Here is a 25,766-nt window from a genome sequence, read left to right as displayed (position 1 = left end):
GCAGCAATCACGCTGAACGCTTAAAGCGACCTCAGCGTCCAGGCCACGATCTCCCGCGTGGCGGCAGCGAAGGCCTGATCCAGCGCCTTCACGAAATTCGCATTGCCGGAACCGCTGACGCGGGCGCTGGAACGGAATACTTCCTGCGCCCTCACCGTACCGTTGCGATCATTGAGCAGCTTCACCGAAATTTCGATATTCGCCACGTTGCGAGCCGTATCGATTTCAAAGGCGCGAATATCGCTCACGACCTGATAGTCGATTGCCAGCCCCTGCCCCGGCCGGCCAACGCCGCCGAGTTTGCCGGTATCTTCGAAGGCTTCCACGAGCTTGGATTGCACCATGCGCGGCAGGCGGTCGCTCCATTGCGAATTGCCGAGATATTGCACCTCGGAACCGGAAAGCCGCACCACGATGTTCTCGCTATCGAGCGCCTTCAAGGCGGTCGGGTCGGCGATCAGCAATTGCCGGCTTTTCAGCGATGGTCCCTGCGTTACCGCCGCCGGCGATACGGAAAGGTCGAAAGTATCGTTTTTCGGCGCACCCGCACAGCCCGCCATCATCGCGGCAAGCAGCGGAGCGAGAAGAAGGGCGCGGCGCTTTTGGCCGTTCATCGATAGTCTCATTGGCCCATACCCCTCTTAGCGCCTTGTTCTGCCATCATATTGTTTCACGGTTTCGCCGCCGAAAATCAACCGCTGCGGATCGCGGTCGATATTGGTGATGGCATTGTTGAGATTGTCCACCGTCACCCGCGTGCTGCCGATCAACGCCTGGAAATCCTTCAGGCCCGAACTGGAGAAGCGCGTCAGATTGTCGGCAATCGGCCCGATGCGGGCATTGAGATTGTCCGCCACCGCCTTGAAGGAGGTAAGCGTCTCACGCGCCTTGGCAAACAGAGAATTGGCATCATCAGTGCCGAGCATGCCGTCCACCTTGGCGAGAATGCCATCGACGCGGCTGGAGGCGAGGTTCAGCTTGCGGCCCATCTCGGTGAAATCGGAAACCGCCTGGTCGATGTCGGCGCGACGTGCACCCACATCATCGGCGATCCGCTTGAAATTCGCCACGGCATCGCGCGCATCGGCGGTGGCTGCGGAAACATCGCCCACCACGGTGCTGACCTTGGCGGGATCGACCGATGCCAAAAGCTCATCCGCGCGCTTCACAACCGTCTGCACTTCCGTGCTCGCCGCCTCGAAATTGCGTGCCGTGCTCTGCACCGTCTCCATGATGCCCTGAATATCGCTGGAAGCGGATGCCACATCCTTCGTCACCTTGTCGACATTCGACAGGATGGAATCGATCTTGCCAGCGTCGACCGCCTTCACCAGATCCTCGACCGCGGTGAGCGTACCGTCGAGCCGCACCGAAACGGATTGCACCGTGGTGGACAGCGAACTGAGGCTCGAAATGAAATTCTTGATCCCGTCGGAATTGGCCGCCAGCGCATCGGAGAATTTCTCGGCATTGCGCACGGTCTGCGTCAACGGCCCGCGCGCATCCTGCACGAAACCCTGCAATTCGCCGATGGCGCCATCTGCGCGCTTCAGGATTTTATCGGCGGTGGCAAGCAGGTTGGTGACGCTGGAAAGGTCGGCCGTCAACTCGGCCGGAACACCGCTTTCAACGGCTTTCTGCAGAATACGCTCGCCATCCTTGTTGCCGCCGGAAAGCTCGATATAGGCGGCACCGGTCAAGCCCTGAATTTCAAGCACCGCGCGTGTCGACGGAAACACCGGCGCATCCGCCTGCACTTCGGTAAAGGCGATGGAGTAAGCCGGATCGTCGCGGTCAATCGCAAGCCCGCGCACCGTACCAACGGGAATACCGTTAAACCGCACCGGAGAGCCAACCGAAAGGCCGTTGGCGGAGCCGGGAATACGCACGATCAATTGCGCCGTCGGGCCGCCGCGGCCAAACTCGGCCATCCAGTAAACGAAGCCGAATGCGGCGGCGATCACGATCAGCGTGAAAATTCCGACTATGGTGTAGTTCGCCTTGGTTTCCATGCTTCTTGTTACTCCACCGGATTTTCGTGTCTGCCGTCCGGAAGAACGACAGAGCGCGCCCGTTTGCCGCGGAAATAGGACTGCACCCACGGGTCTTCGCAGGCGAACATGTCCTGCAATGTCCCTTCCACCAGCACTTTCTTCTGTCCCAGCACCGCAATGCGGTCGCAGACGGAGAAGAGGCTGTCGAGGTCGTGCGTCACCATATAGACGGTCAGGCCAAGCGAATCGCGCAAGCGCGCAATCAGCATATCAAATTCCGCCGCCCCGATGGGATCGAGGCCGGATGTCGGCTCATCGAGGAAGACGAGATCGGGATCGAGCGACAGCGCCCGGGCAAGGGCTGCGCGCTTGATCATGCCGCCTGATAGTTCGGATGGGTATTTGTCGCCGGCATCGGGCTTCAACCCCACCATCTCGATCTTGAGATAGGCCAGCTCGTCCATCAGCTTTTTCGGCAGGTCCAGATATTCCCGCATCGGCAGCTGGATGTTCTCCTTCACCGTCAGGCCGGAAAACAGTGCGCCCTGCTGGAACAGCACGCCAAGGCGCTGATCGAGCATCATGCGGTCGTCTTCGCTCGCCTTGTCGTAGTCGGTGCCGAGAATGCGGATGGCACCTGCCTGGCGGGGCAGAAGCCGCAGGATAGCGCGCATCAGGACGGATTTGCCCGCGCCGGATGGCCCGATGAAGCCGAGGATTTCGCCGCGATAGACATCGAGATTGAGATCTTCGAGCACGTTGCGGCCATTGAACCCGACAGTCACACCCTCGACGGAAAGCACCGCCTCGCGGCCGTCCTTTTCGGTTTTTGTCTCTTGCGGTTTCTGGTCCAGTGTTTCCAACGCGCCCTCCTTAAAAATCGATGGCTGCGTAGAAGATGGCGAAAAGACCATCCACCAGAATGACGACGAAGATCGATTTGACCACCGACGAGGTGACGTGCTTGCCAAGCGATTCCGCCGAACCGCCCACCTTCATGCCCTCCACCGCCGCGACGATGCCGATGATGAGCGCCATGAACGGCGCCTTGATCATGCCGGCCGCAATGGTCGACTCCTCGACCGCGCCATGCAGGCGAGACAGGAACACCTCAAACGTAATGCCCGAATAAGCAAAGGCCACGATGGCGGCGCCAAACAGGGCGGCGAAATTGGCAAGAATGGTCAAAAGCGGCAGCGCGATGGTGAGCGCCACCAGCCGCGGAAACACCAAAACGCCCACGGGGTTGAGGCCGATCACCTTCAGCGCGTCGATTTCCTCGCGCATCTTCATCGAGCCGATTTCCGCCGTGATCGCGCTGCCGGAACGGCCAGCGATCATGATCGCGGTCAGAAGCACACCGATTTCGCGCAATTGCAGAATGCCGACGAGATCGACAACGAAGACTTCCGCGCCGAAATAACGAAGCTGGAACGCGCCCTGCTGGGCGATGATCGCGCCGATCAGGAACGACATCAGCATGATGATCGGCACGGCGCGCACGCCCATATGGTCGATCTGGTTGACGATGGCCGCCGGCGAAACGCCGCGCCCGCGCCCGAGCTTCATCTGCGCGCCGCGCACGGCGGAGCCGAGAATATACATGCCCGCCAGAAAATCCGCGCCGTTCTGCACGACGGCCTTGCCGACAGGCGCAAAAATACGTTCGGCAAGCCCCGCTTTCGCAGCGGCCGCGCCCTCCATTTCCACTTTTTCGGGCAATTGGGAAATGACCTCTTCGATACGGTCATTGCCCGTCACGGTGACGGTGGCGCCATTTGCCTCCAGGTCCCTGCGCAGGCGCTGAATGATCCATGCGCCGGTCGTATCGATGGCCTCGACGGAAGAAAGATCGATTTCCACCGGGCCGGTGGATTTGCTCTTTTCGATCTTTTCAAGACTGGAGAAAACACCGGAGAGATTGCTGTTGCGCCAGGAACCGCTCAGGGCAAAACGCGAACCGCCGCCGGAGACGTTATCGTCTTCGGTGATTGCGGCCGGGTTCGCCTGTTGCCGTGTGTCCTGTTCTTGCATAATGCTCCGAGCGAGTGCAGTCGTCACGAGATTCTTAATGGTTTCATAACGGTTTGACCTTCGGCAAGCCACAGTGACGGCCGACAATTCGCGATAAATTTGGCGTCATGTGTCTTTTGACGCCTGTTAGGAAGTGAAAAAACATGCCCCGTTACCTTCAAGCCACAACAGAACGTTTCCCCGTGGCTGGCAGCTTCACCATTTCACGCGGCACCCGCACGCATGCGGATGTCGTAACGTGTACCATCCGCGATGGTTCCTTTACCGGCAGAGGTGAATGTGTGCCCTATCCGCGTTATGGCGAAAGCATCGAGGGCGTCATCGCCGATATCGAGGCGATGGCGGAACAGATCGCCGGCGGCGTGACACGACAGGAACTACAGCAGGCGATGCAACCCGGCGCCGCCCGCAATGCGGTCGATTGCGCGCTATGGGACCTCGAGGCCAAGATCAGCGGCAAAACTGTTGCCGCGCGCATCCTTGGACAGGCGGCAAAGCCGCTCGTCACCGCCTATACCATCTCGCTTGCCGACCCCGAGACCATGGCCGCGAAAACGGCGGAAAACGCAGGCCGCCCGCTGCTGAAGATCAAGACCGGCACGGCAGATGACGAGGCGCGTCTAAGGGCCGTGCGCGCCGCCGCACCCGAAGCGCGCATCATCATCGACGCCAATGAGGGCTGGAATGACTATAATATCGAATATTATCTGCGGCTTGCGGCAGAGCTGAAGATATCGCTTATCGAGCAGCCGCTACCCGCCGGCAAGGATGACATCCTCGCCCGCATCGACCATCCGGTGCTGATCTGCGCCGATGAAAGCGTGCATTCCACCAGGGACCTCGCCGGCCTTCGCGACCGTTACGATGCAATCAACATCAAGCTCGACAAGACCGGCGGCCTGACTGAAGCGCTTGTCATGAAAGCGGAAGCGGAACGGCTCGGCTTCACCATCATGGTGGGCTGCATGCTCGGCACCTCGCTCGGCATGGCGCCGGCCGTGCTGGCGGCGCAGGGTGCGGCCTTCGCCGATCTCGATGGGCCGCTATTGTTGGCGCACGATCGTGATCCCGGGTTGGTTTATGAGGGTTCGCTGGTTTATCCGGCGCGGCCGGAACTGTGGGGGTGAGCCCCTAAAATTAAAACCAGATGAGGTGCGACGCCACCGCGTATTTCTTCTCCCCGCCGGGGAGAAGGTGGCCCGAAGGGTCGGATGAGGGGAAACGTAGCCGAATTTCGGAGAGCTTGCCCCTCATCCCGCTGCCGCGACCTTCTCCCCGGCGGGGAGAAGAAACAAGCGGCATCCACTCGTCCCACACGAGCGCGCATTGATCGCAAGGAAACACCGAAGGCTAGGTATCCCTTTAGCTCGCAGGCCCAATCAGGCCGCATGCTTGCCAATCAGCCCGGGAATATCCACCGGCTCCATCTCGTCCGATGCCTGACCGGCGGTGGCGTCACTGGTCTGCATCCAGGTGATCAGCTCGAAGCTGCCATCGGCATTTTCGGCAATCGCCGTGCAGCTTTCCACCCAGTCGCCGGTGTTGATGTAGCGGATGCCGTCCATGTCTTCCATGACAGCATGGTGGATGTGGCCACAGATCACACCATCGACATTGTTGCGCCGCGCCTCTTCGGCGACCACGCGCTGGAATTCTCCGATGAAGTTGACGGCGTGTTTCACCTGCAGCTTGGCCCAGGCCGAAAACGACCAGTAAGGCAGGCCGATGCGGCGGCGCACGGCGGCAATCGCGATGTTGAGCGCAATTGCCGCGTCATAGGCCCAGTCGCCGAGATAAGCGAGCAGGCGGGCGTTGCGCACCACCACGTCGAACTCGTCGCCATGGATGACGAGGTATTTCTTGCCGTCGCCCGCCTCGTGGATCATGCGCTCGGCCACTTCGATGCCGCCGAAATGCATGCCCGGGAACTCCCGCAGGAATTCGTCGTGGTTGCCGGGAATATAGACGATGCGGGTGCCCTTGCGGGCCTTGCGCAGAAGCTTCTGCACCACGTCGTTGCAGCCCTGCGGCCAGTACCAGCTGCGGCGCAGGCGCCAGCCGTCGACGATGTCGCCGACGAGAATGATCGTTTCGGCTTCGTGGTATTTCAGGAAGTCGAGCAGATAATCCGTCTTGGCCGCCTTGGAGCCGAGATGAACATCCGAAATGAAAAGCGTTCTGAACTGTCTGGTTTCGATTTGACCGGCCACGGATTTCATCCCCCTGTTCGGTTGCGTCCCTGCGGCTTTCTTACCTCTCAGAACCAGACTCGTGTTTCAGCAACATGACAGCGGCGGTTTTTTGTATGGAATATGACGGATAGCTTCACGAAAACGCGAATAAGCCATGCCCGCATTTGCATAAGGAGGCGGTAAATAACGGCTGTACCACGGGGAAGTTTGTTGTATTCAGGGGGCCGGAATTGAACCAGACATGACGGTGGAAGAATGACCTCTCACGATAAGAACAACACGCCCGCCAACACGGCAAAGGCCGACATTGAGGAACAGGCGCTCTTTTTCCACCGCTACCCGCGCCCCGGCAAGCTGGAAATCCAGGCCACCAAGCCGCTCGGCAACCAGCGCGATCTGGCGCTCGCCTATTCGCCGGGTGTGGCCGCCCCGTGCCTCGCCATCCACGAGAACCCCGAAATGGCGGCGGACTATACGGCCCGCGCCAATCTCGTTGCCGTCATTTCCAACGGCACGGCGGTGCTCGGTCTTGGCAATATCGGCCCGCTCGCTTCCAAGCCTGTGATGGAAGGCAAGGCCGTTCTCTTCAAGAAATTCGCCGGCATCGACGTGTTCGATATCGAGATCGACGCACCCGGCATCAACGACATGGTCTCCACCATCGCAGCGCTGGAGCCCACCTTCGGCGGCATCAACCTTGAGGACATCAAGGCGCCGGAATGTTTCGAAGTGGAGCGCCAGCTGCGCGAGAAGATGAACATTCCGGTCTTCCACGACGATCAGCACGGCACTGCGATCATCGTCGCCGCCGCCGTCACCAACGCTCTGGAACTGGCCGGAAAATCTCTGTCCAGCGTCAAGATCGTTGCCTCGGGCGCCGGTGCGGCAGCACTTGCCTGCCTCAACCTGCTCGTCGCCATGGGCGCGAAGAAGGAAAACATCTGGGTCCACGACATTGAAGGCCTCGTTTATGACGGCCGCAATACGTTGATGGACGAGTGGAAGGAAGTTTACGCCCAGAAGACCGACAAGCGCGTGCTGGCCGAAACCATCGACGGCGCGGATGTCTTCCTCGGCCTTTCCGCCGCCGGCGTGCTGAAGCCGGAACTGCTCGAGCGCATGGCGGCAAACCCGCTGATCCTGGCGCTTGCCAACCCCAATCCGGAAATCATGCCGGAAGCGGCGCGTGCTGCCCGTCCGGATGCGATGATCTGCACCGGCCGTTCGGATTTCCCGAACCAGGTCAATAACGTTCTCTGCTTCCCCTATATCTTCCGCGGCGCGCTGGATTGCGGCGCAACCACGATCAATGAAGAAATGAAGATGGCCGCAGTGCAGGCCATCGCGGAACTCGCGCGTGAGGAAGTCTCCGAAGTGGCCGCCAAGGCCTATAGCGGCGAAACGCCGATCTTCGGCCCAACCTACCTCATCCCCTCGCCGTTCGATCCGCGCCTCATCCTGCGCATCGCCCCTGCGGTCGCCCGTGCCGCCGCCGCAAGCGGTGTCGCCGCCCGGCCGATCACCGATTTCGAAGCCTATCTCGACCAGCTGAACCGTTTCGTCTGGCGCTCCGGCTTCATCATGAAGCCGGTCTTCAATGCCGCGAAAGCCGCCGAAAAGAAGCGCATCATCTTTGCCGAAGGCGAAGACGAGCGCGTGCTGCGCGCCGCCCAGGTGCTCCTGGAAGAAGGCACCGGCGTCCCGATCCTCATCGGCCGTCCGCAGATCATCGAAACGCGCCTGAAGCGCTTCGGCCTGCGCATCCGCCCGCATACGGATTTCGCCGTGGTCAACCCGGAAGACGATCCGCGCTACCGTGAATACGTGGATGATTATTTCGCCCTCGTCGGCCGCGTCGGCATCAACCCGGAAGCGGCGCGCACCATCGTGCGCACCAACACGACCGTCATTGGTGCGCTTTCCGTCAAGCGCGGCGAAGCCGATGCGCTGATCTGCGGCCTCGAAGGCCGTTACGACCGCCATCTGCGCGACGTGAACCAGATCATCGGCAAGCAGGAAGGCGTGCGTTCCTTCGCGGGCTTGAGCTTGCTCATCACCCAGCAGGGTGCGCTCTTCCTCACCGATACTTTCGTGAACTATGACCCGACCTCCGAGGAAGTGGCGGAAATGGCCATTCTCGCGGCCAAGGAAATCCGCCGCTTCGGCATCACGCCGAAAATAGCACTCGCCAGCCACTCCAATTTCGGCTCGCGTGATTCCGAAAGCGCCCGCAAGATGCGCCGCGCCCTGAAGATCGTGCAGGAAGCCGCACCGGAACTGGAAGTGGACGGCGAAATGCAGGGCGGCTCGGCGCTGTCGGAAGCACTGCGCAAACGCGCCATGCCCAACAGCGTGCTGACGGGTGAAGCGAACCTTCTGGTCTTCCCGAACCTCGATGCCGCCAACATCACGCTCGGTGTCACCCGTACGCTGACGGAAGGCCTGCATGTCGGCCCGATCCTGCTTGGCACGGCCCTGCCCGCCCATATCCTGTCGCCCAGCGTCACCTCGCGCGGCGTCGTCAACATGGCGGCCTTCGCCGTGGTGCAGGCCTCGCACCCTTCGCTCTAACACCCCGCTAAATGATCCAGAAAGCCGCGCGCATTGACGTGCGGCTTTTTAGTTGAGAGTATATAAAATAATACAGGTATTTAGACTTAATATTTTACTTTATTATTTGCGAGCGAAGATATGCTTGATCACATTGAGATATATGTTTCGGATATCGAAAAATCTTTTCAGTTCTGGTCAAGCATTATGCAAAAGATTGGCTACGATGTAGCCTCCCGTTGGGAAAGCGGCTTCACCATTGCCAATGACAAGGATGCCTACCTGACCTTCGTAAAGGTGGAGGAAAAGCATCGGGAACGCGGTTATCATCGTTGCGGCGTTGGGCTCAATCATCTCGCGTTTCAGGTCGCATCTCGCGGCGTAGTAGACGAGCTCAAGATGCATTGCGCCCAAAATCATGTGTCGATTCTCTATGACGACCGATACCCCTATGCGAATGGCGATGAAAATTATTACGCGCTCTTCGTTGAAGACCCTGACCGGATCAAGGTCGAATTCGTTTCCGCCGAATAGCTGGAAAAGCGACGCTTGTCGGCATTAACGCATTTTTGAACAAGCTGTTGCCGCAATGCGGCAACAGCTTATGTTATCTTCCTGAAACACGGATTTCCTGAAGCATAACACCCCTGCCACCGGCCGGGGACACCAAACGGATCGCACAATTGACCCGGCGCAGCCGCATCATCGGCCTCCTGCTTCCCCTTGTTCTCATGGCTCCTGCCGCCGCTTCTGCGGATCAGGTCTGCGATACGCTTTATGGGCAGTTGCGCGAGCCGCCGCGCGTCATCGGCAATACGGCCGAGGTGCGGCGTTACGCCAATGCGCTTGCCCGCCAGAACATCGTCATCCGCAAGATCAGGAACGACCTGCGCGGCTATGGCTGCTCATCCGGCAGCGTCATTGTCTATGGCAATCCCAATGCCGGTCTCTGCGCCGAGATTGGCGATGCGCTGGCGGAAGCTGAAGCCGAGCGTGACGCGATCATCCGCGACCGCGACGACGCCATGGCGGCCGCGCGTGACAACGACGGCGACATCAGGCGTCAGCGCATCCTCGCCGCCCTCGATGCCAATGGCTGCAACACCGTACCGCAAACGGAAACGCAATTGCCGCCGCCTCGGGATGTGACGCGTTATCCCGACGCCTTCCGACACAATGGCGACGAGCCGGGACAAGCGGGGCTTTCGCCCTATCCCAACGCCGCCGCCGAGGGCGGACTTCGCACCCTCTGCGTGCGCACCTGCGACGGCTCGTTTTTCCCCATCGCCTCCAACGCCTCACCGCTCGATTTCCGCACCCAAGCGGAGCAGTGCGAGAAAATGTGTCCGGGGACGGAGACCGAACTCTATTTCCACTCCATGACGGATCAGGAAACATCAGACATGGTTTCCGCTGAAACCGGCAAACCCTACAAGGATTTGCCCACGGCCTTCGCCTACCGCAATTCGTCAGTGAAAGCACCCGGCTGCGCCTGCAATATGGCCGCCTATCACGAGGAGATGCAAAAACAGGAAGAGGCCGCCCGGCCGCAAGCCGAAAAGCCCTATTCCGGCATCACCACCATCCCATCATCCCAAAGTGACAAGTCGCAGAACTCCACCGAACGGCAACAGGCCGCAAAACCGCCTGAGCAGCCCGTTCCCGAACGCGACTACGATCCGAACGACACCAGGGTGCGCGTCATCGGCCCCAAATTCCTGCCGGACCAGACAGGCCGGATCGATCTGAAGAACCCGGCGCTGAAGGGCATTCAGCCGCAGCAGTGAAATCTCTTGCGCGCGCGTAATGGGGCGAGCGCGCGACCCTTGTTTCTTCTCCCCGCCGGGGAGAAGTCCGCGGCAGCGGGATGAGGGGGCGACGTCGGCGATATTCGGAGAGCTGGCCCCCTCATCCGACCCTTCGGGCCACCTTCTCCCCATCCGGGTAGAAGAAACGATAGGCGACGCTATGCGCATCTCATCCCTTACCGCCCACCCCAGCGATTGCGAAACACCAGCTCCTCCAGCGGCACGCGCTGCCGCCAACCCTTCACCGCCAGTTCCGGCTCGGTATAGAGCGTGTCGACCCGGCCGAGACACAGCCATGCGACGATTTCGATATGCTCGGGTATATCAAGAATGGCGCGAATATCGCTGTCATGGAAAATGCTGACCCAGCCGACACCGATGCCTTCGGCACGGGCGGCAAGCCAGAGGTTCTGGATGGCGCAGACAGTGGAATAAACGTCCGTGCGCGGATTGTGGGTGCGGCCCAGCACCACCTTGCCGCCGCGTGTCGGATCGCAGGTGACGCAGATGCTGAGCGGGGCCTTGCGGATGCCCTCAAGCTTCAGGCTGCGATAAAGCGCCTGCTTTTCGCCCGTAAACATCGCCGCCGCCTCATCATTGGCGCGGCTGAAGGCCACAAAGGCCGCCTGGCGCACGGCGCCATCGGTGACGAGGGTGAAATTCCATGGCTGCATGAAACCGACCGAAGGTGCGGAATGCGCCGCCTTCAAAAGGCGCTCAACGAGATCATCCGGCAGCGGGTCCGGCAGGAACTGGTCGCGCACATCACGGCGCGTCTCGATGGCGCGGTAGATCGCCTCGCGCTCCTCCCGGGAAAACGGGCGGGCGGGCGAAAGCGCGTGATCGAATGGATTGACGTCGGGCGACGTGGTGACAGGCGGTTCGGTCGGCATCGTTTATCCCCAACAATGCGGGCGCGCCGATGCAGAAACCATACCGGTTCCGCCGCGACGACGCGCTTTTTCAGCAACCTGCCGCCGTCCGCGCGGTTCGGTCTATCGTGTCAGGCCGGTCTTCTGACTAGGCTTCATCCGCCCCTTTCGCCTTCCCGAATAACTTCAGTGGCATGAGAAAAAGAGCATCCGCCTCACAGCGTTGGGCACGTTCCGGTCTTTCACCGGATTCCCGATTCTCCCGCCGCAAGGGCGGGCACCTGACGGGGTAGCTCATGGCCCAAAGAAGTTGCGAAAGCAAGCAACTTGAAAACAGGACGACGGCCGAGGCCCGTCGATCAAAGATGTTCAACGAGTAAGCGGGTTGCTCTCCATAGTTTTCCAGCGCAACTCGATATCGGGCTACGATGGCATTCTACCCGGGAAAGTTAGCCAGATTCCGCACCCTAAGCATCAATTACAAGACCGTTGCAAGCAAAGGCAGGAGGGCGGCGCCGATCGCGCCTGGCGCTTCCGTGACACCCGCAACCGTCAGCTTGGGCGTCCGTCGTGCCACGCCATGCCTTGGTGTGGCGTTGAAAACCGTTCGTTCGATCAGCATGCGGCCAAGAATCTGAGGCAGTTCGCCTCCCAGCACGATCAACTCCGGATCGAAAACCGAGGACAGGGCATTGATGGCGCGATTATGCGCGGGCGTAACCCTCTCGATCCAGTCGAGAACGCCCGGCCAGTCCGCGGATACGTTGCGGATCAATTCCGTCAAGGTCAAATCTGGCCGCCCTAGCCCCCGCAAATGCTCAAGAAGGAGATGCAGCGCCGGGCGCGAACGGCTTTCCTCAACAGTGTATAATCCCGAAAGTTCGCCCGCATTGCCGCAACTTCCATGAAACGGGGATCCGCCAACAACCAGCGCGCCGCCATAGCCATAATTGTGGGCGATATAGGCGAAGTCCTGCACAGTACGGCCTGCGCCGAAAACCGCTTCGGCAAGCGCGGCGGTTTTAGAACTATTCTCAGCCCAGACAGGTAGATTGAGCCGTGTTCCGAGGGCCGTGGCAACATCAATCATGGACCACCGCAACAGCGGCTGCGGTGTATTGAAGGTGCTGTCGGACGACATACGATAGCCAGCAACTCCAAGCCCTACCCCCATCACTGCATCGGTGGCCAAACCATGCCTGGCCAGCATTTCACGCAGACCAACCGAAATCAGTTCCATATCTTCGGCAAGCGCTGTTCCCTGCTCTGGCAACTCCTGCAGATCCAGTATCTCCCCAAAACCCATGAGGCACAGCCCGATCGAACCGACATTGACGGCGACGCCAACCGTCAGGCACCAGTCGCGATTGGGCGAAAGGCGTGGGCTGCGCGGACCGGATGCAAGGCTGTCGGATTCGGAAAAAACGATCATGCCCCGATCGCGAAGCTTTTCGACCAATCGATGTAATGACTGCTGAGTCAGCTCCAGCGGAGTCGTCAGCGCCGAACGGGCAATTCCCGGATTTTTCCAGATCAGCCGCAGAAGGTCACGCTCGTTTCGCGAAGCAACCTCCCGCAGACGGCCCTCCCGCAGAAAACGGGCGGAGATGTGATTGATTGGATCATAGGACATGCGAGGCGTCACAAAAGCTTAACACACAAACTGTACACACAAAGAGTAATTCATTCTGCGATCGTATCATGAACGCGCTATCACTTTAAACAGAGAGGACATTGCAATGAAAGCCCTTCTCGCTGCAGCATTTGTTTTTGGAACGCTGGCGTCTCCAGCTGCTGCCGCCAATATTGAATTTTGGTACGGTAATACCGGAACCGGCGAAACGGCAATCCAGAAGGCGTGCGAAGCCTTCAATAGCAGCCAATCCGACCATACCATCAAATGTATCGGCCAAGGCTCCTACGAAGCTGGAATGCAGAAGGCAATTGCCGCCGTGCGCGCCAAGCAGCATCCCGTCCTGATCCAATTCTTCGATGCCGGCACGCTAGACCTGATGCTCTCTGGCACAGTTGAGCCAATCGCAAAACTTCTGCCAAATGTCGACTGGAACGGCTATATCAAGGGTGCGCGCTCCTATTACGAAACCTCGAAAGGGGAACTGTACGCACAACCTTACAATGCCTCGACGCTAGTCCTGTATGGCAACAAGGAATTGATGGCCAAGGCAGGCATTCGAACGCTGCCGGAAACATATGAGGCATTGCTGGAGGCCGCCCGCAAATTGAAGGCCGCCGGCGTTGAGTGCCCTTATGCCACTGACGGCCATCCCTGGCGTGTTCTTGAACAGTTCTCCGCCCGCCATGGAATTCCCATCGCCAGCAAAGGAAATGGATATGGCGGCCTTGATGCTGAATACGTGTTCAACAAAGGTCTCACGGCAACCCATCTTTCCAATCTCGCAGACTGGCGCAAGCAAGGTCTGTTGAAGCTCGACGTCGATACAAAGGCGGGTAAGTTTGCTGATGCCTTCAATGCCGGCGAATGCGCCATGGTGGAAAATTCCACGGGGGGATACGGCTCTGCTTTCAAGGCACTTGGTGATAAGCTTGTCGTCGAGATGACACCGATGTATGCGGGTCATAAACGCTATAATACGCTTGTCGGCGGAGCGTCGCTCTACGTCATGAATGGCCGCGATCCGCAGGAGGTCGAGGCGGCCAAGGCGTTCCTTAACTTTGTGCGCAAGCCGGAGCAGCAGATAGAACTGACCCGCATCACCGGCTATGTTCCCGTCACAAAGGATGTGGTGCAGGTAATGAAAGAAAAGGGCCTGCTGACGGATTCAGCTTTTGGCTCCGCCGAACTGGGCGTCAACTCGATGGACCAGCCTTCAAGCGAAAACAGCCGTGGTATCCGTCTGGGCTTCTACGTTCAATTCCGCGATGTCTTCAAGGAAGAAATGCAGAAGGTTTTCGCGGGCCAGCAGACCGTTCAGGTCGCGCTCGACAACGCCAAGACCCGCGGTGATCAGCTGCTGCGCCGCTTCGAGCAGACCTATAAGGGCGTTAAGCTGCCCTGATCGGTCCGGCATTGCGGGGGGCTGCCCCAACGGCGGCGGCCCTTTCTGTTTCCCAAAAACTTGCGCGAGGCGAAGCATGCCCCCTTCATTCGCCAGCCGATGGATGCCTTTTTGGTTGTCACTGCCAATGCTGCTGATCGTCGTGCTGTTTTTCTACATCCCGATTTATCTCTCCTTCTGGTGGTCCTTCACGCTGGAGCGCCCCTTCGGCGGCGGTTCTGAATTCGTCGGCTGGCAGAATTATGCCCGCGTTCTGAGCGACCCGATTTTCTGGGATGCAAGCTGGCGGACGCTGGTGTTCATGGTCTTCGGTTCCAGCCTAGCGATTATCGTGCCGCTCGTTCTGGCGCTGGCCGCCGACCGCAATGTGCGGCTATCGACTGCGGCCCGCAACGTGCTGATCTGGCCGAAGGGCGTGGCCGGCGCGTCGATCGGCGTCGTCTTCGCTTTTCTCTTCAATCCCATCGTCGGGCTGATGTGGCCGCTCAACGCCTTGATCCCCGGTCTCTGGCAGCCCGGCATTTCCGGCACGGACGCCTTCATCGCGCTGCTGATCGCCCATGTGTGGGGCGGTATTCCTTTCAACTTCCTCATCCTGCTGGCAGGATTGCAGGCCGTTCCGCGCTCCATGCACCAGGCCGCAGCAATCGACGGCGCCGGTCCCTGGCGGCGCATCATTGATGTGCAATTGCCGATGCTGGCACCCCAGCTTTTTTTGACCTTCGTGCTGGAATTCACCGAATCCGTCGTTTCGGCCTTCGGCCTGATCGACACCATGACCGAAGGCGGCCCAGGAGGAGCCACCCGCCTGCTGGTCTACAAAATCTATCAGGACGGGTTCAAGGGCTACGACCTGTCCGGCGCTGCGACGCAATCGGCCATTTTAATGGTTTTCGTCCTGTCGCTGGCGGCGTTCCAGTTCCTCTATCTCGAAAAGAAGGTGCGTTATGAACGGTGATATCATTGAGGCGACGCGCGGTATCGACCGCGCCGCCAATATCGTGCTGGCGGCGGGACTGATATTCATTCTCGCTCCGCTCGTCTTTACCCTCATCACCGCCAGCCAGAGCTATGAAAGCTTCCTGCGCAACGGTATTTCCCCGGTGCCCGGCACCCATCTTTTGGAAAACATCCAAAAGCTGTTCGCAACGACCCGCATCCCCGGCCAATTGGCCAACAACTTCATCGTGGCGCTGGCGGTGGCGAGCCTGAAATGCCTGCTGGCCTTTCTGGCGGCGTTCGGGCTGGTGTTTTTCAAGGTGCGCTACGCCCCGGTCATTTTCGCGGCCGTCCTGTCCACGCTCATGCTGCCGCTCGACCTGCGGATCGTCACGACCTATCAGATCGTTTCGAACATCGCGATGCCGGTCAACGCCCTCATCGATATCACCGGCCTGAACGGGGCGATTACCGCCGTCTTCGGCCGGCCTGTGGAATTGAAGCTCAATCTGCTCGACACCTATGCGGGCATGATCTTGCCTTCGCTGGCGACCGGCACCGGCGTGTTCATGATGCGCCAGTTCTTCCGCACGCTGCCCGGCGATCTCGTCAAGGCGGCGCAGATGGATGGTGCCGGCTGGTTTCGTTTCATGATCGATATCGCCCTGCCCCTGTCGCGCACCACCCTGATCGCCCTGTTCATCCTGATGTTTCTCGGCGGATGGACCATGTATCTGTGGCCGCTGCTCGCCTCCTCGACGCCCGACATGCAGACTGCCGTCGTCGGTCTCGCCAAGCTGACGCCCGATGCCGGCGGCGAGGTGCCGGACTATCCGCTCCTCATGGCCGGCGCGCTCGTCGTATCCATCCTGCCCCTTTTGATGATCGCGTTCCTGCAGCGTTTCATCGTGCGCGGCTTTACCCTTACGGAGAAGTAACATGGCTTCCGAATTGAAACTGAACGCCACCGATATCCAGTTGCAGGCACTGCGGAAATCCTACGGGGACAATCTGGTTATCCCGCACATCGACGCGATGTTTGGCGCCAGGGAATTCACAGTGATCCTTGGCCCTTCCGGCTGCGGAAAATCGACCCTGCTCAACCTTCTTGCAGGGTTGGAGCGCGCGACTTCAGGCCGCATCCTGATGGATGGACGCGCGGTGCAGGATCTGGCACCCAAAGATCGCGGCATTGCGATGGTGTTCCAGAACTACGCGCTTTATCCGCACATGACAGTCGCCGAAAATATCGGCTATGCACTCAAGGTTGCTGGCGTCTCGAAGCCGGAACGTGCTTTGCGCGTTGCCGAGGCCGCGCGGGTCGTAGCGCTTGGCGACTTTCTCGAACGCCGCCCGGGCCAGCTTTCCGGCGGACAACGCCAGCGTGTCGCGATAGCAAGAGCTATCGTGCGTGAGCCTGCTGTGCTGCTCTTCGATGAACCCCTATCCAATCTGGACGCACAATTGCGCCACGGCACCCGCATGGAGTTGGCCCAGCTCCACAAGCGCATCGGCGCAACCAGCATATTCGTCACTCACGACCAGATCGAGGCGATGACCCTGGCGGATCGCATTATGATCCTCAACGAAGGCAAGATCGAACAGTATGATACGCCGAATGCTATCTATCGGCGTCCGGAAACCGCCTTCGTAGCGGGCTTCATCGGCGCGCCCCCTATGAACCTCCTTAATGCGACGATAGAGAACGGCGAATTGCTGCTTGACCGCGTCGGCCCCATCGCCCGCGTCGACGGCCGCGGCCCTGTCATGCTTGGCATCCGGCCCGAAGCCGTCCGCATCGCTGATTGCGGCATTGCCGTTGCCGTCGAATATGCCGAAGATCTCGGCGGCAATTACGTTCTGGTGACCAAATTGCCCGATGGCCAACGGTTACAAATTTCGGCCCCGCTGGATTACCGCCCGGTGGATGGTGAAACCCTGCATGTCACGCTCCCGGAAACAGCGCTCCACCTGTTCGATACCGCTTCCAGAAAACGCATCACGGTTTCCATCGCCTCGCTTCAACTGACGACGGCATGATTACCCTAACAAAATTACGGCGCAAATACGCTGCTGCACCCGGTCATCGTTTGCAATGCGACGTATTGCGACAGCCTTGCGCGTCACTCCATCCGGTTTGGCGCTGTTTTCGACGTCAAGTCTCCTCACCACTCAAGCATTTCGGCTTTCCTCCAAATCGCGGCAAGGCTCCGTCCTCAGTTCTGCGCATTTCCGCAGGGAAAACCGCTTCATGCTTTTTCTCTAGATACTCAACCACCATCGGAGAACTCCCATGCCTGGTGTTGCCCGCCGTTGCCTTTTGTCCTCCTTCGCAAAGACTGTGACCATGGCTGTCGCCAGCCACACCGTCTTCACGCTGGCCGCTCAGGCCTCTGTCAAGGCAAATGGCGGCGGGGGAAAATTCTTCGCGGACGGACGGGTGCGCCCTTTTCCCGGGAATACTATCATCTGCCATCTGCCGCAGCAGGGCCAGGAGAATGGCGCATTCAAAGCTTTGCTCGACATCTATCGGTCTGCACCTGGATTGGGCTTTCTGCGCAACACAACTCTCCTCCCGCCTTCGAGCTATCATATGACGGTTTTCGAAGGCGCGACCGAAAACAGCCGCAACAAACCGGGCAAATGGCCGGCGGATCTGTCTCCTGCGGCAAGTATGGCCGAGTGCGGACAATATCTCGCAAACCAGTTGAACGGCTTTAGGCTCGGCTTCGACCTTCCAATCCGAATGAGGGTCGATATGGACGCCCCGATCCCGAATGGCGGTGCCCTCACCATTCCCCTCAAGTCGATCGACGACGAGGAGGAGCAGAAGGTTCGCTATTTGCGGGCGAGACTGTCCGCGGCGACGGGCATTCTGATACCATCGCCCGACACCTATAAATTCCATATATCCTTGGCCTACTGGATCACACATCCCTCGATGGACGAAGAGGCCGATTATTCCGCGACCCACCTGAAGTGGCGCGAGGCAATTCAAAAAACGGTCCCAGTCATCAATCTCGGCGCACCGGAATATTGCCTGTTCGAGGACATGTTCGCCTTCGACCGGCAATTCTATATCGGTGATTAAAAGTATCTGCTTGCGGTTGATAGCCCTTTTTCGGGGTGCTTCAGAGCGGCGCCGCAGCAAAGCCGCCGTATTGACCTATAACAGCGCGAGTGCATTCGATCTCCTGGCAGGCTACACGCTTCAGAAAAACTCGCGCCCGCCGATTTTCTGCCCCCCCATCTTAACGCCGAGTTTCGTTACGCAATGGGCGTAGAAATCAATGTCGCCACTGAGTATTTCTGTGACTTTCGGCACGACATCATCCGGATAGACCTCCTTGAAGGCGCGAATGACATCGCTGTTGAGTTGGGTCAGATCAAAGGCGATCAGCTGAAAGTACTTCTCGCCAACTCCGTCGATTGTAACCTCGAAGACGTCACCGATTTTCGTCACTACGCGTGCCATTATCTAATCCCGACTTGGCGTGGCCGCGAGACAATCCAGCTCCAGCGGGCGCGGATGTCTTCGCCCGACGATCTACAGCAATTTTCGCGCTACGCGCCCCTCTATGAGTGAGTTTAGAGACTCGATATCTGACACCACACTCTCATCTCCAATGAATTCGGAATATTCAATATGCCCATCTTCGAAGACGGATATTTCTGTTCTTATGCCCACAATTGTCACGTTGACATCGATCACATCGGAACGATTACGAGCAAGCGTATAATGAACTTTCTTACGATCAAGATAAGCGAGGAGCGCGTATATCGAGTGGCATCTATTAGATTTCTGGAACCTCTTGTCGAAATTAAACGCTCCACTATCAGCACCAAGATTCAATTATCAGTATTTCGTTGTCCCGCCAGTATTTCATCAATTCCGACGTTTTCTAGCCTTGCTCGTGCTTCTATACAATCTATCCTTACTTCAGGATTCTCCTCTATCGCGCGTCCATACCAGTATTTTGCCTCGTGGAGCCTTCCCAACAACTCATAACACTGGCCTAACTTTTTCCCTAAGTAACCTCCATCTAACGATTGATCTCCATCAGACATAAATATGTATATTTTTATCGCGTCATCTATATTACCCGATTTCATGAGATTATTAGCAACATCTTCCAGAATATTGAAGTCATAGTTCACTTGTAGACACTCCATACCAAAAATATTTCAGCGAAGATTTATGTGTTTATTGCCCCAGGAGCCTTCCAGGTTAATGTGTGGCTGCTGGCCCTTCAGATACTGTCCAGGATATAAATCAAATCTCAAAATCATACCATTTGGAAATATGAACTGCGTAGCACCTTTTGGGGTTTGGACCAAGCGCGGAGCACCTCCTCCTAGAGAGGATAGATCGTCAGCCATTCCAGCAACTTGAATCTCTTTGCTTTGGACCGCACTTACGCGCAGCCCGCTGCTAAGCGACTTTACTTGATTGACAGCGTCCTTCAACCGGTTCGCGGCCGCCTCAAACTCCTGCGGTTTGACGGCTGGGGAAACGGAATATTCAATCTTGGCGAAGGGGTCTATTCTAGTTGCGCGGGGATGCTCATCTTGTGGAGACTCCGGTTATCGCGGACGGCTGGCGATCACCGAACTGATGACAATGGGGAAGGAAGCACGAGCGGCCGTTCTGGCCCGCGCGCCAGAAATCGAGCTGGAGCGGATCGCCAGACAATCCGGAATGAACACCCTTTATGAAAGCGGACTCATCAGGGTGTGGTCCGGATTGACCACCCTTGACGATGTATTCAGCACGACAAGGGGCGCGACATGACAGCGACGGCGCCGCATTATCGTTATCGCGCTTTCACCAGCAGCGGAAACATTGTTGAGGGCGAAATATCAGCCAGAACACCCGAGGAAGCCGAGGAAATCCTGTGGTCCAGAGGGCTGGCGCCCCTATCGACGAAGCTCGTCAGCTTCGAAGACAATACCCCATGGTGGCGGCGGGAAATTTCCTTGTCCAGAACTCCATCCCGAGAGGCTGTGGCCGCCTTCACACGGGAACTCGCCATTCTAAGCGAGGCGGGTTTACCAATCGATACGACCCTTAAGCTGATCGAAAGCGAAACCGCCTCACGACAGATGAAGGCAATCATTCGCCATAGCGGGGCAGCAGTCATTGGCGGGACGGCATTGTCTGAAGCACTTCGCCAATACCCTTCTGCATTCGGATCCGATTATCTAAGTATTCTCCGTGCCGGAGAACGCAGCGGCAATATCACCCACGCGCTGAACGACATCGCAAATCTTCTTGACCGACGCATCGCCATTCGCAACGATGTGCGATCGGCACTGGCATATCCCAGCGTTCTCATCGTCATGGCCCTGGCCTCCATCGCCGTCATCATGGCTGTTTTAGTCCCTGCCGTTGCACCAATCTTGAGCCAGAATGGTAAAGAGCCACCCGCTTTCATCGCCGCATTCACCTGGGCGCAGCGACACTGCGCGGTACTTCTTGCAATGATCGCCGGCGTGTCGGGCTGCATCGGCCTTCTTGTGTTTTTCGCGTGGAAGAATAATGACATCCGACTTGGAATAGACGGCGCAGTTCTCGGCGCGCCGCTGCTGGGACCTCTTGTCCTCATGCACAATACGGAGCGGTTTGCGCGTACTCTTGGATCCCTCCTTACCGCGGGCGTACCCATTTTTCAGGCACTCTCAAGTGCGAACGCGTGAGTAAATATTCTTCCATCGCCGCTTCACAGGGCGGTTTTACCCTGCTGGAAGTGCTCGTGGCTCTGAGCATTGCCGCGATGATAGCGGTATTTGCGATTGGCGGACTAAAATTGATCCTATGGGCAAGTACGGTTTCCCACGTCACTGACGGATCTACCGAAAATGAAGCAAATGTCGTCCAATTGCGGTCTTTAATATCAAAAACCTGGGCCGCTACTTCCATCTCATCTGACTCGGGCTTAGCCGCGCTCCACTTTAACGGACGAGAGCAAGGAATTGATTTTGTGACGCTAAGCGAGGGATATGCGATGGAAGGAGGGCTTATCCGGTCCAAGCTTTCGCTCGATTGCAAAAATAAAAAGGCTGAAGACCGGTGCTCGCTGAAGCTGGCGACGTCCATATTCCGGTCGAACCCGGCAAAAACTCTGGCGGAAAACGAGGTGGAGGTCTTGCCTCATGTCAAGCAGCTAAAAATAAGATATCTCGATATTGATCATTACACCACGCCGCCGATGCTGAAATGGACATCCGAATGGCGAGGACGAAGCAGGCTACCTGCCGAGATCGAAATTCTTGTCACACAGGAATATGCGGGCAAAGAACGGGTCATTTTGATGACGGCGCCGCTTCGCAACGCCGGCTTTTAACCCAATGCAGGAGACTTCGTCCGTGTCAACACTGGCAACCCTGTCGTCCCTTGCGGTCCTTCTACTTCTCACTTTGCCGATCGCAATCATAGACTGGCAAAAAATGATCATACCGGACCGGCTGAATCTATTGCTCGCCATAAGCGGGTGGCTATTTTCCTGCCTCCTGCCCGTCCCCGGAATAACAGATTCAATCTCGGGTCTTCTGGCGGGGGGCGCACTCTCGTGGAGCTTGCGACATATTTTTTTCCAAATCCGTAAAATTGAAGGTCTTGGGTTAGGTGATGTAAAATTTATGGCAGCGGCGGGCGGTTGGACGGGCAGCTTTAGTCTTCCGCCCATGCTTTTACTGGCATCGTGCACCGCCCTGCTTTATTACGCGTTCACATTATGGAGACAGGCTCCAGATTTACATCATCGGCGTCTTCCGTTCGCGCCATTTCTGTGTATCGCCCTGGTGCTCGTCGCAGGCGCTCAGATAATCTCGGGCAATGACATTTACGCCATAGCCATACTGAGCGCGTTTCGTCCCAATCTTTAACTGGAGGGCGAAATGCGGGAGAAAAAAAGTTGACGGTTAGACCCGCGCCGTCATCATGCCACCGGGAAATACCTGACATACGCAAACTCATCGCCATCAGGCGACCAGTTGGGCGAGTTCATCGTGCCCTGCCCGCCGAACAGCTCAAACAGCGTTTCGGCATTGCCGCCATCCATATCCATCAGCCGCACCCGCACATCGAGATCGCGCGGATGATCGAAGACGTCGGCGTCATAAGAAACGAACACCACCTTGTCACCGCAAGGAGACGGGTGCGGGAACCAGTCGCCATAAGCGCTGTCGGTGATGCGCTCGACGGCGGAGCCGTCCACACGCACCCGCCAGATCTGCATGAGCCCGGTACGGCTGGAATTGAAATAAATCCATTCGCCGTCGGGCGAATAATCCGGCCCGTCATTGCGGCCCTCACCATGGGTGAGACGTGTTTCGACACCGCTGTCTATGTCCATGGAATAGATATCGAAAACCTGATCGCGAATGCCGCAATAGGCAAAACCTTTCCCATCCGGCGACCAGCCGTGCCAGTAGGAAGGCAGGTTCTTCGTCATCAGCCGCGGCGCGCCGCCCGCCGAAGGCAGCAGATAGATGGCGCTCTTGCCGAATTCTACCTTGTCGGAAATGGCGTAAAGCGAGCCGTCAGGGGAAATGCCGTGGTCGTTGTTGCAGAGCGTGGCAAAGCCGGTATCGACCTTTTCCGGCGGCGCATCACCGGCAAGAGACAGGCGATAAAGCAGCCCTTCGCTGTTCAGCAGCAGATAGTGTCCATCCGGCGACCAGTTCGGCGCTTCGAAGAGATCAGGCGTCTGCCACACCACCCGCATCTGCCGGGTGCGGATGTTGAAGATTTCGATGGAGCTGCGCATTCTGCCTCCCGGGCGTGTCCGTGTTCTCATTCAAAACGCTTGGTGACGCAGACATTCCGTTTGCATCCACCATGGCCTTGATTATGATCCTAGGGCGGCAGGCACCGTCCTGCAAATTCAAACCGGAAAAAACGCCAGCGCCCCGGCACCGTCCGTGGCCCTCCCCGTTTCTCCCAGATCCGAGGTTCCGCGATGAATTCCATCGCCGATCACGGCATCCGCTTCGGCCGGATCGCCGCAATGCTCCCTGTCAAAAACATCGAAAAGGCCCATGATTTTTATGTCGGCGTGCTCGGTTTCGAAAAGACCTTCGAAAACGGCAACCCTGTCGGCTTCATGATCCTCAAACAGGGCAATGCCGAGCTGCACCTGACATTGCAGCCCACCCACAAAGCGGCACCCTTCAATGTTGCGCATATGATGGTGAGCGATGTGGACGCGCTGCATACGCTCTGCAAGAGCCAGGGCTTGCGCATTATCAAGGGCCTGCAGGACAAGGATTATGGGCTCCGGGCCTTTGTCTTTGAAGATCCTGACGGCAACCGCATCGATGTGGGGCAGGTTATATGAAGTGATCGGGCGGCGCGGGGTTTTCCTCGCGCCGTCTGTTCAAATACGTAGGCTTATTCTGGACCGAGCGCATGCCACTTGTTTCTTCTCCCTGCCGGGGAGAAGTCCGCGGCAGCGGGATGAGGGGGCAAGGGCGGTGAGGCACGGCAACGTTCCCCCCTCATCCGACCCTTCGGGCCACCTTCACAAGCGGCACCGCCGAACCTACCCGCATCGCCCCTTCGACTACCGATCCCGAAACCGGTTGGTAATCGGATAACGCCGGTCACGCCCAAAATTCTTCTTGGTAATCTTCACACCCGGGGCCGATTGCCGGCGCTTGTATTCGGCGAGGTAAAGCAGATGCTCCACCCGGTGCACGGTCGCAATATCATGCCCGCGCGCCAGGATTTCCTCGACCGACATTTCCTTCTCCACAAGGCATTCCAGAATGTCATCCAGCACCGGATAGGGCGGCAGCGAATCCTGGTCGGTCTGGTTGGGGCGCAATTCGGCCGAGGGTGCCTTGGAAAGGATATTGGCGGGGATCACCTCGCCGGAAGGGCCGAGAGCGCCCGGCGGCACATGGGCATTGCGCCAGCTGGAAATGGCGTAGACCTGCATCTTGTAGAGGTCCTTGATGGGGTTGAAACCGCCATTCATGTCGCCGTAAAGCGTGGCGTAACCCACCGACATCTCAGACTTGTTGCCCGTCGTCACCACCATCGAGCCGAACTTGTTCGAAACGGCCATCAAAATGGTGCCGCGTGTGCGGCTCTGCAGGTTTTCTTCGGTAATGCCCTCTTCCGTACCCTCAAAGAGTTCGGAAAGCGCCGACAGGAAACCCTCGACCGGCTCGACGATCGGCACGATATCATAACGGCAGCCGAGCGCTTTCGCACAATCGGCGGCGTCCTTCAGCGATTCTTCCGAGGTATAACGGTAAGGCAGCATGATGCAGCGCACCCGCTCCTCGCCCAGCGCATCGACGGCAAGGGCGGCGCAGATCGCCGAATCGATGCCGCCGGAAAGGCCGAGAACCACGCTCTTGAAGCCGTTCTTGTTGACGTAGTCACGGAAACCCAGCATGCAGGCGCGGTAATCCGCCTCCTCGCCTTCAGGGATTTTCGAGAATGGACCGCTCTCGCAGCGCCAGCCGTCAGCAGTACGCTTCCAGTCGGTGACCGCAAGCGTGGCCTCGAACTGGCTCATCTGGAAGGCAAGCGTCTTGTCGGCATTAAAGGCGAAACTCGCACCGTCGAACACCAGCTCGTCCTGCCCGCCCAACTGGTTGGCGAAGACGAGAGGCAGACCGCTTTCGATAACCTGCCGCAGCGCCACCTGATGGCGCACATCCAGTTTGCCGCGATAATAGGGCGAACCGTTCGGCACCAGCAGGATTTCCGCCCCGCTTTCGGCGAGTGTTTCACAGACACCCATATCGTTCCAGATTTCCTCGCAGATCGGAATGCCGATCCGCACGCCACGGAAATTATAAGGCCCGGAAATCGACCCTTCAGAGAAAACCCGCTTCTCGTCGAACTCGCCGTAATTCGGCAGGTCGATCTTGTCGCGCAGCGCAACGATTTTGCCGCCATCCAGCAGCGCCACGGAATTGTGCCGGCCCGTCTCACCCTGTCGCGGAAAGCCGATGACCACGCCCGGCCCGCCATCGGCGGTCTCCGCCGCCAGCTCTTCCACCGCTTTCAGGCATGCTTTCAGGAAAGCCGGCTTCAGCACCAAGTCTTCCGGCGGATAGCCGGAAATGAACAGCTCCGTCAGGAGCAGAAGATCGGCGCCCTGCGTCGCCGCATCGGCCCTTGCCTCGCGCGCCTTGGCGAGATTGCCCGCCACGTCGCCAACGGTGGGATTGAACTGCCCGACGGCAATCCGGAGATGGTTCTCTATATCGTGTCTGTCGCTCATGGCTTTTCAATACCGCGCCCGTGGCCGCTCCGCAACGCGGCAATTGCATGGCGGCGCCCGTTACGCTTCGGCCGCGCGCCTTCACGCTAAGGTTA

Annotated in this window: 25 protein-coding genes and 1 riboswitch; of the genes, 14 read left to right on the top strand and 11 right to left on the bottom strand. The window is 58.4% G+C overall.

Going from position 1 to position 25,766, the window contains the following annotated elements:
* Nucleotides 1–20: 20 nt before the first annotated feature.
* Genes PL597_RS13520 through PL597_RS13505 form a run of 4 tightly spaced genes read right to left on the bottom strand, consistent with a single transcriptional unit; the run spans nucleotide 21 to nucleotide 4,028 of the window.
* Nucleotides 21–626, bottom strand: a complete 606-nt coding sequence (locus PL597_RS13520) for an ABC-type transport auxiliary lipoprotein family protein (protein ID WP_142912277.1) — start codon at nucleotides 624–626, stop codon at nucleotides 21–23.
* A gap of 15 nt (nucleotides 627–641) precedes the next feature.
* Nucleotides 642–2,012: an MlaD family protein gene (locus PL597_RS13515; RefSeq protein ID WP_271365368.1), complete on the bottom strand. Its 1,371-nt coding sequence runs from the start codon at nucleotides 2,010–2,012 to the stop codon at nucleotides 642–644.
* An 8-nt stretch (nucleotides 2,013–2,020) separates the two neighbouring features.
* On the bottom strand, nucleotides 2,021–2,857 hold the full coding sequence (locus PL597_RS13510) for an ABC transporter ATP-binding protein (RefSeq protein WP_271365367.1): 837 nt from the start codon (nucleotides 2,855–2,857) through the stop codon (nucleotides 2,021–2,023).
* Between the two features lie 10 nt (nucleotides 2,858–2,867).
* Nucleotides 2,868–4,028 carry an ABC transporter permease gene (locus tag PL597_RS13505; protein ID WP_271365366.1) on the bottom strand — a complete coding sequence of 387 codons (1,161 nt, stop codon included), beginning with the start codon at nucleotides 4,026–4,028 and terminating at the stop codon, nucleotides 2,868–2,870.
* A 143-nt stretch (nucleotides 4,029–4,171) separates the two neighbouring features.
* Here PL597_RS13505 and dgcA point away from each other — a divergent pair, with 143 nt between their 5' ends.
* Nucleotides 4,172–5,155, top strand: coding sequence for an N-acetyl-D-Glu racemase DgcA (gene dgcA / locus PL597_RS13500; protein ID WP_077982197.1), 984 nt, complete (start codon nucleotides 4,172–4,174; stop codon nucleotides 5,153–5,155).
* 252 nt (nucleotides 5,156–5,407) lie between these two features.
* Here the strand turns inward: dgcA and PL597_RS13495 are convergent, their stop codons facing one another.
* Entirely contained in the window at nucleotides 5,408–6,247 is an 840-nt protein-coding gene (locus tag PL597_RS13495; protein ID WP_271365365.1) for a UDP-2,3-diacylglucosamine diphosphatase, read from the bottom strand.
* 228 nt (nucleotides 6,248–6,475) lie between these two features.
* Between PL597_RS13495 and PL597_RS13490 the strand changes: the two genes are divergently transcribed.
* From PL597_RS13490 to PL597_RS13480, 3 genes are all read left to right on the top strand, one after another.
* Nucleotides 6,476–8,791: an NADP-dependent malic enzyme gene (locus PL597_RS13490; RefSeq protein ID WP_271365364.1), complete on the top strand. Its 2,316-nt coding sequence runs from the start codon at nucleotides 6,476–6,478 to the stop codon at nucleotides 8,789–8,791.
* Nucleotides 8,792–8,911: 120 nt separating this feature from the next.
* Nucleotides 8,912–9,304: a VOC family protein gene (locus PL597_RS13485; RefSeq protein ID WP_271365363.1), complete on the top strand. Its 393-nt coding sequence runs from the start codon at nucleotides 8,912–8,914 to the stop codon at nucleotides 9,302–9,304.
* Nucleotides 9,305–9,453: 149 nt separating this feature from the next.
* On the top strand, nucleotides 9,454–10,557 hold the full coding sequence (locus tag PL597_RS13480; RefSeq protein WP_271365361.1) for a DUF2865 domain-containing protein: 1,104 nt from the start codon (nucleotides 9,454–9,456) through the stop codon (nucleotides 10,555–10,557).
* Nucleotides 10,558–10,754: 197 nt separating this feature from the next.
* On the opposite strand, the gene bluB is transcribed toward PL597_RS13480, so the two are convergent.
* Both bluB and PL597_RS13470 read right to left on the bottom strand, forming a co-directional pair.
* Nucleotides 10,755–11,471 (bottom strand): 5,6-dimethylbenzimidazole synthase, encoded by a 717-nt coding sequence (gene bluB, locus PL597_RS13475; protein ID WP_271365359.1) that lies wholly within the window; start codon nucleotides 11,469–11,471, stop codon nucleotides 10,755–10,757.
* Between the two features lie 96 nt (nucleotides 11,472–11,567).
* Nucleotides 11,568–11,750: riboswitch (cobalamin riboswitch) on the bottom strand.
* 178 nt (nucleotides 11,751–11,928) lie between these two features.
* Entirely contained in the window at nucleotides 11,929–13,083 is a 1,155-nt protein-coding gene (locus tag PL597_RS13470) for an ROK family transcriptional regulator (RefSeq protein WP_269824659.1), read from the bottom strand.
* Between the two features lie 106 nt (nucleotides 13,084–13,189).
* Here PL597_RS13470 and PL597_RS13465 point away from each other — a divergent pair, with 106 nt between their 5' ends.
* The 5 genes from PL597_RS13465 to PL597_RS13445 all read left to right on the top strand — a co-directional run bounded on the left by PL597_RS13465 (nucleotide 13,190) and on the right by PL597_RS13445 (nucleotide 18,518).
* On the top strand, nucleotides 13,190–14,488 hold the full coding sequence (locus PL597_RS13465; RefSeq protein ID WP_271365358.1) for an extracellular solute-binding protein: 1,299 nt from the start codon (nucleotides 13,190–13,192) through the stop codon (nucleotides 14,486–14,488).
* Between the two features lie 76 nt (nucleotides 14,489–14,564).
* Nucleotides 14,565–15,446 (top strand): carbohydrate ABC transporter permease, encoded by an 882-nt coding sequence (locus tag PL597_RS13460; protein ID WP_269824661.1) that lies wholly within the window; start codon nucleotides 14,565–14,567, stop codon nucleotides 15,444–15,446.
* Nucleotides 15,436–16,365, top strand: coding sequence for a carbohydrate ABC transporter permease (locus PL597_RS13455; RefSeq protein WP_271365357.1), 930 nt, complete (start codon nucleotides 15,436–15,438; stop codon nucleotides 16,363–16,365). Before PL597_RS13460 ends, PL597_RS13455 begins: the two co-directional genes overlap by 11 nt.
* A 1-nt stretch (nucleotide 16,366) precedes the next feature.
* Complete coding sequence (locus PL597_RS13450; protein WP_269824663.1) at nucleotides 16,367–17,467, top strand: ABC transporter ATP-binding protein; 1,101 nt, start codon at nucleotides 16,367–16,369, stop codon at nucleotides 17,465–17,467.
* 253 nt (nucleotides 17,468–17,720) lie between these two features.
* Entirely contained in the window at nucleotides 17,721–18,518 is a 798-nt protein-coding gene (locus tag PL597_RS13445) for a DUF1868 domain-containing protein (RefSeq protein WP_271365356.1), read from the top strand.
* A 120-nt stretch (nucleotides 18,519–18,638) separates the two neighbouring features.
* Here PL597_RS13445 and PL597_RS13440 read toward each other — a convergent pair whose 3' ends face one another.
* Both PL597_RS13440 and PL597_RS13435 read right to left on the bottom strand, forming a co-directional pair.
* A complete protein-coding gene (locus tag PL597_RS13440) occupies nucleotides 18,639–18,902 on the bottom strand; it encodes a hypothetical protein (RefSeq protein ID WP_271365355.1) in 264 nt (87 codons plus the stop codon).
* A 374-nt stretch (nucleotides 18,903–19,276) separates the two neighbouring features.
* Nucleotides 19,277–19,585 (bottom strand): tetratricopeptide repeat protein, encoded by a 309-nt coding sequence (locus PL597_RS13435; protein ID WP_269824666.1) that lies wholly within the window; start codon nucleotides 19,583–19,585, stop codon nucleotides 19,277–19,279.
* Between the two features lie 292 nt (nucleotides 19,586–19,877).
* On the opposite strand from PL597_RS13435, the gene PL597_RS26325 reads away from it, so the two are divergent.
* Genes PL597_RS26325 through PL597_RS13420 form a run of 4 tightly spaced genes read left to right on the top strand, consistent with a single transcriptional unit; the run spans nucleotide 19,878 to nucleotide 22,312 of the window.
* A complete protein-coding gene (locus tag PL597_RS26325; protein WP_442866798.1) occupies nucleotides 19,878–20,219 on the top strand; it encodes an ATPase, T2SS/T4P/T4SS family in 342 nt (113 codons plus the stop codon).
* Nucleotides 20,216–21,124, top strand: coding sequence for a type II secretion system F family protein (locus PL597_RS13430; RefSeq protein ID WP_271365352.1), 909 nt, complete (start codon nucleotides 20,216–20,218; stop codon nucleotides 21,122–21,124). Before PL597_RS26325 ends, PL597_RS13430 begins: the two co-directional genes overlap by 4 nt.
* The gene (locus PL597_RS13425) at nucleotides 21,121–21,771 is read left to right on the top strand and encodes a prepilin-type N-terminal cleavage/methylation domain-containing protein (protein ID WP_271365350.1); all 651 of its coding nucleotides are present in this window, start codon (nucleotides 21,121–21,123) and stop codon (nucleotides 21,769–21,771) included. The genes PL597_RS13430 and PL597_RS13425 overlap by 4 nt, the downstream gene beginning before the upstream one ends.
* A gap of 22 nt (nucleotides 21,772–21,793) precedes the next feature.
* A complete protein-coding gene (locus PL597_RS13420) occupies nucleotides 21,794–22,312 on the top strand; it encodes a prepilin peptidase (protein ID WP_271365349.1) in 519 nt (172 codons plus the stop codon).
* A gap of 53 nt (nucleotides 22,313–22,365) precedes the next feature.
* Here PL597_RS13420 and PL597_RS13415 read toward each other — a convergent pair whose 3' ends face one another.
* Nucleotides 22,366–23,196, bottom strand: coding sequence for a TolB family protein (locus PL597_RS13415; protein ID WP_271365348.1), 831 nt, complete (start codon nucleotides 23,194–23,196; stop codon nucleotides 22,366–22,368).
* 192 nt (nucleotides 23,197–23,388) lie between these two features.
* Here PL597_RS13415 and PL597_RS13410 point away from each other — a divergent pair, with 192 nt between their 5' ends.
* Nucleotides 23,389–23,766: a glyoxalase superfamily protein gene (locus PL597_RS13410; protein WP_269824673.1), complete on the top strand. Its 378-nt coding sequence runs from the start codon at nucleotides 23,389–23,391 to the stop codon at nucleotides 23,764–23,766.
* A gap of 225 nt (nucleotides 23,767–23,991) precedes the next feature.
* Here PL597_RS13410 and PL597_RS13405 read toward each other — a convergent pair whose 3' ends face one another.
* Nucleotides 23,992–25,671 (bottom strand): NAD+ synthase, encoded by a 1,680-nt coding sequence (locus PL597_RS13405; RefSeq protein ID WP_077982191.1) that lies wholly within the window; start codon nucleotides 25,669–25,671, stop codon nucleotides 23,992–23,994.
* Between the last annotated feature and the right edge of the window lie 95 nt (nucleotides 25,672–25,766).

The organism is Agrobacterium sp. ST15.13.013 (assembly GCF_027956525.1).
GTDB classification, from domain to species: domain Bacteria; phylum Pseudomonadota; class Alphaproteobacteria; order Rhizobiales; family Rhizobiaceae; genus Agrobacterium; species Agrobacterium salinitolerans.
The sequence above is the reverse complement of the archived record's forward strand: the minus strand, read 5'-3'. Positions and strand labels throughout refer to the sequence as shown.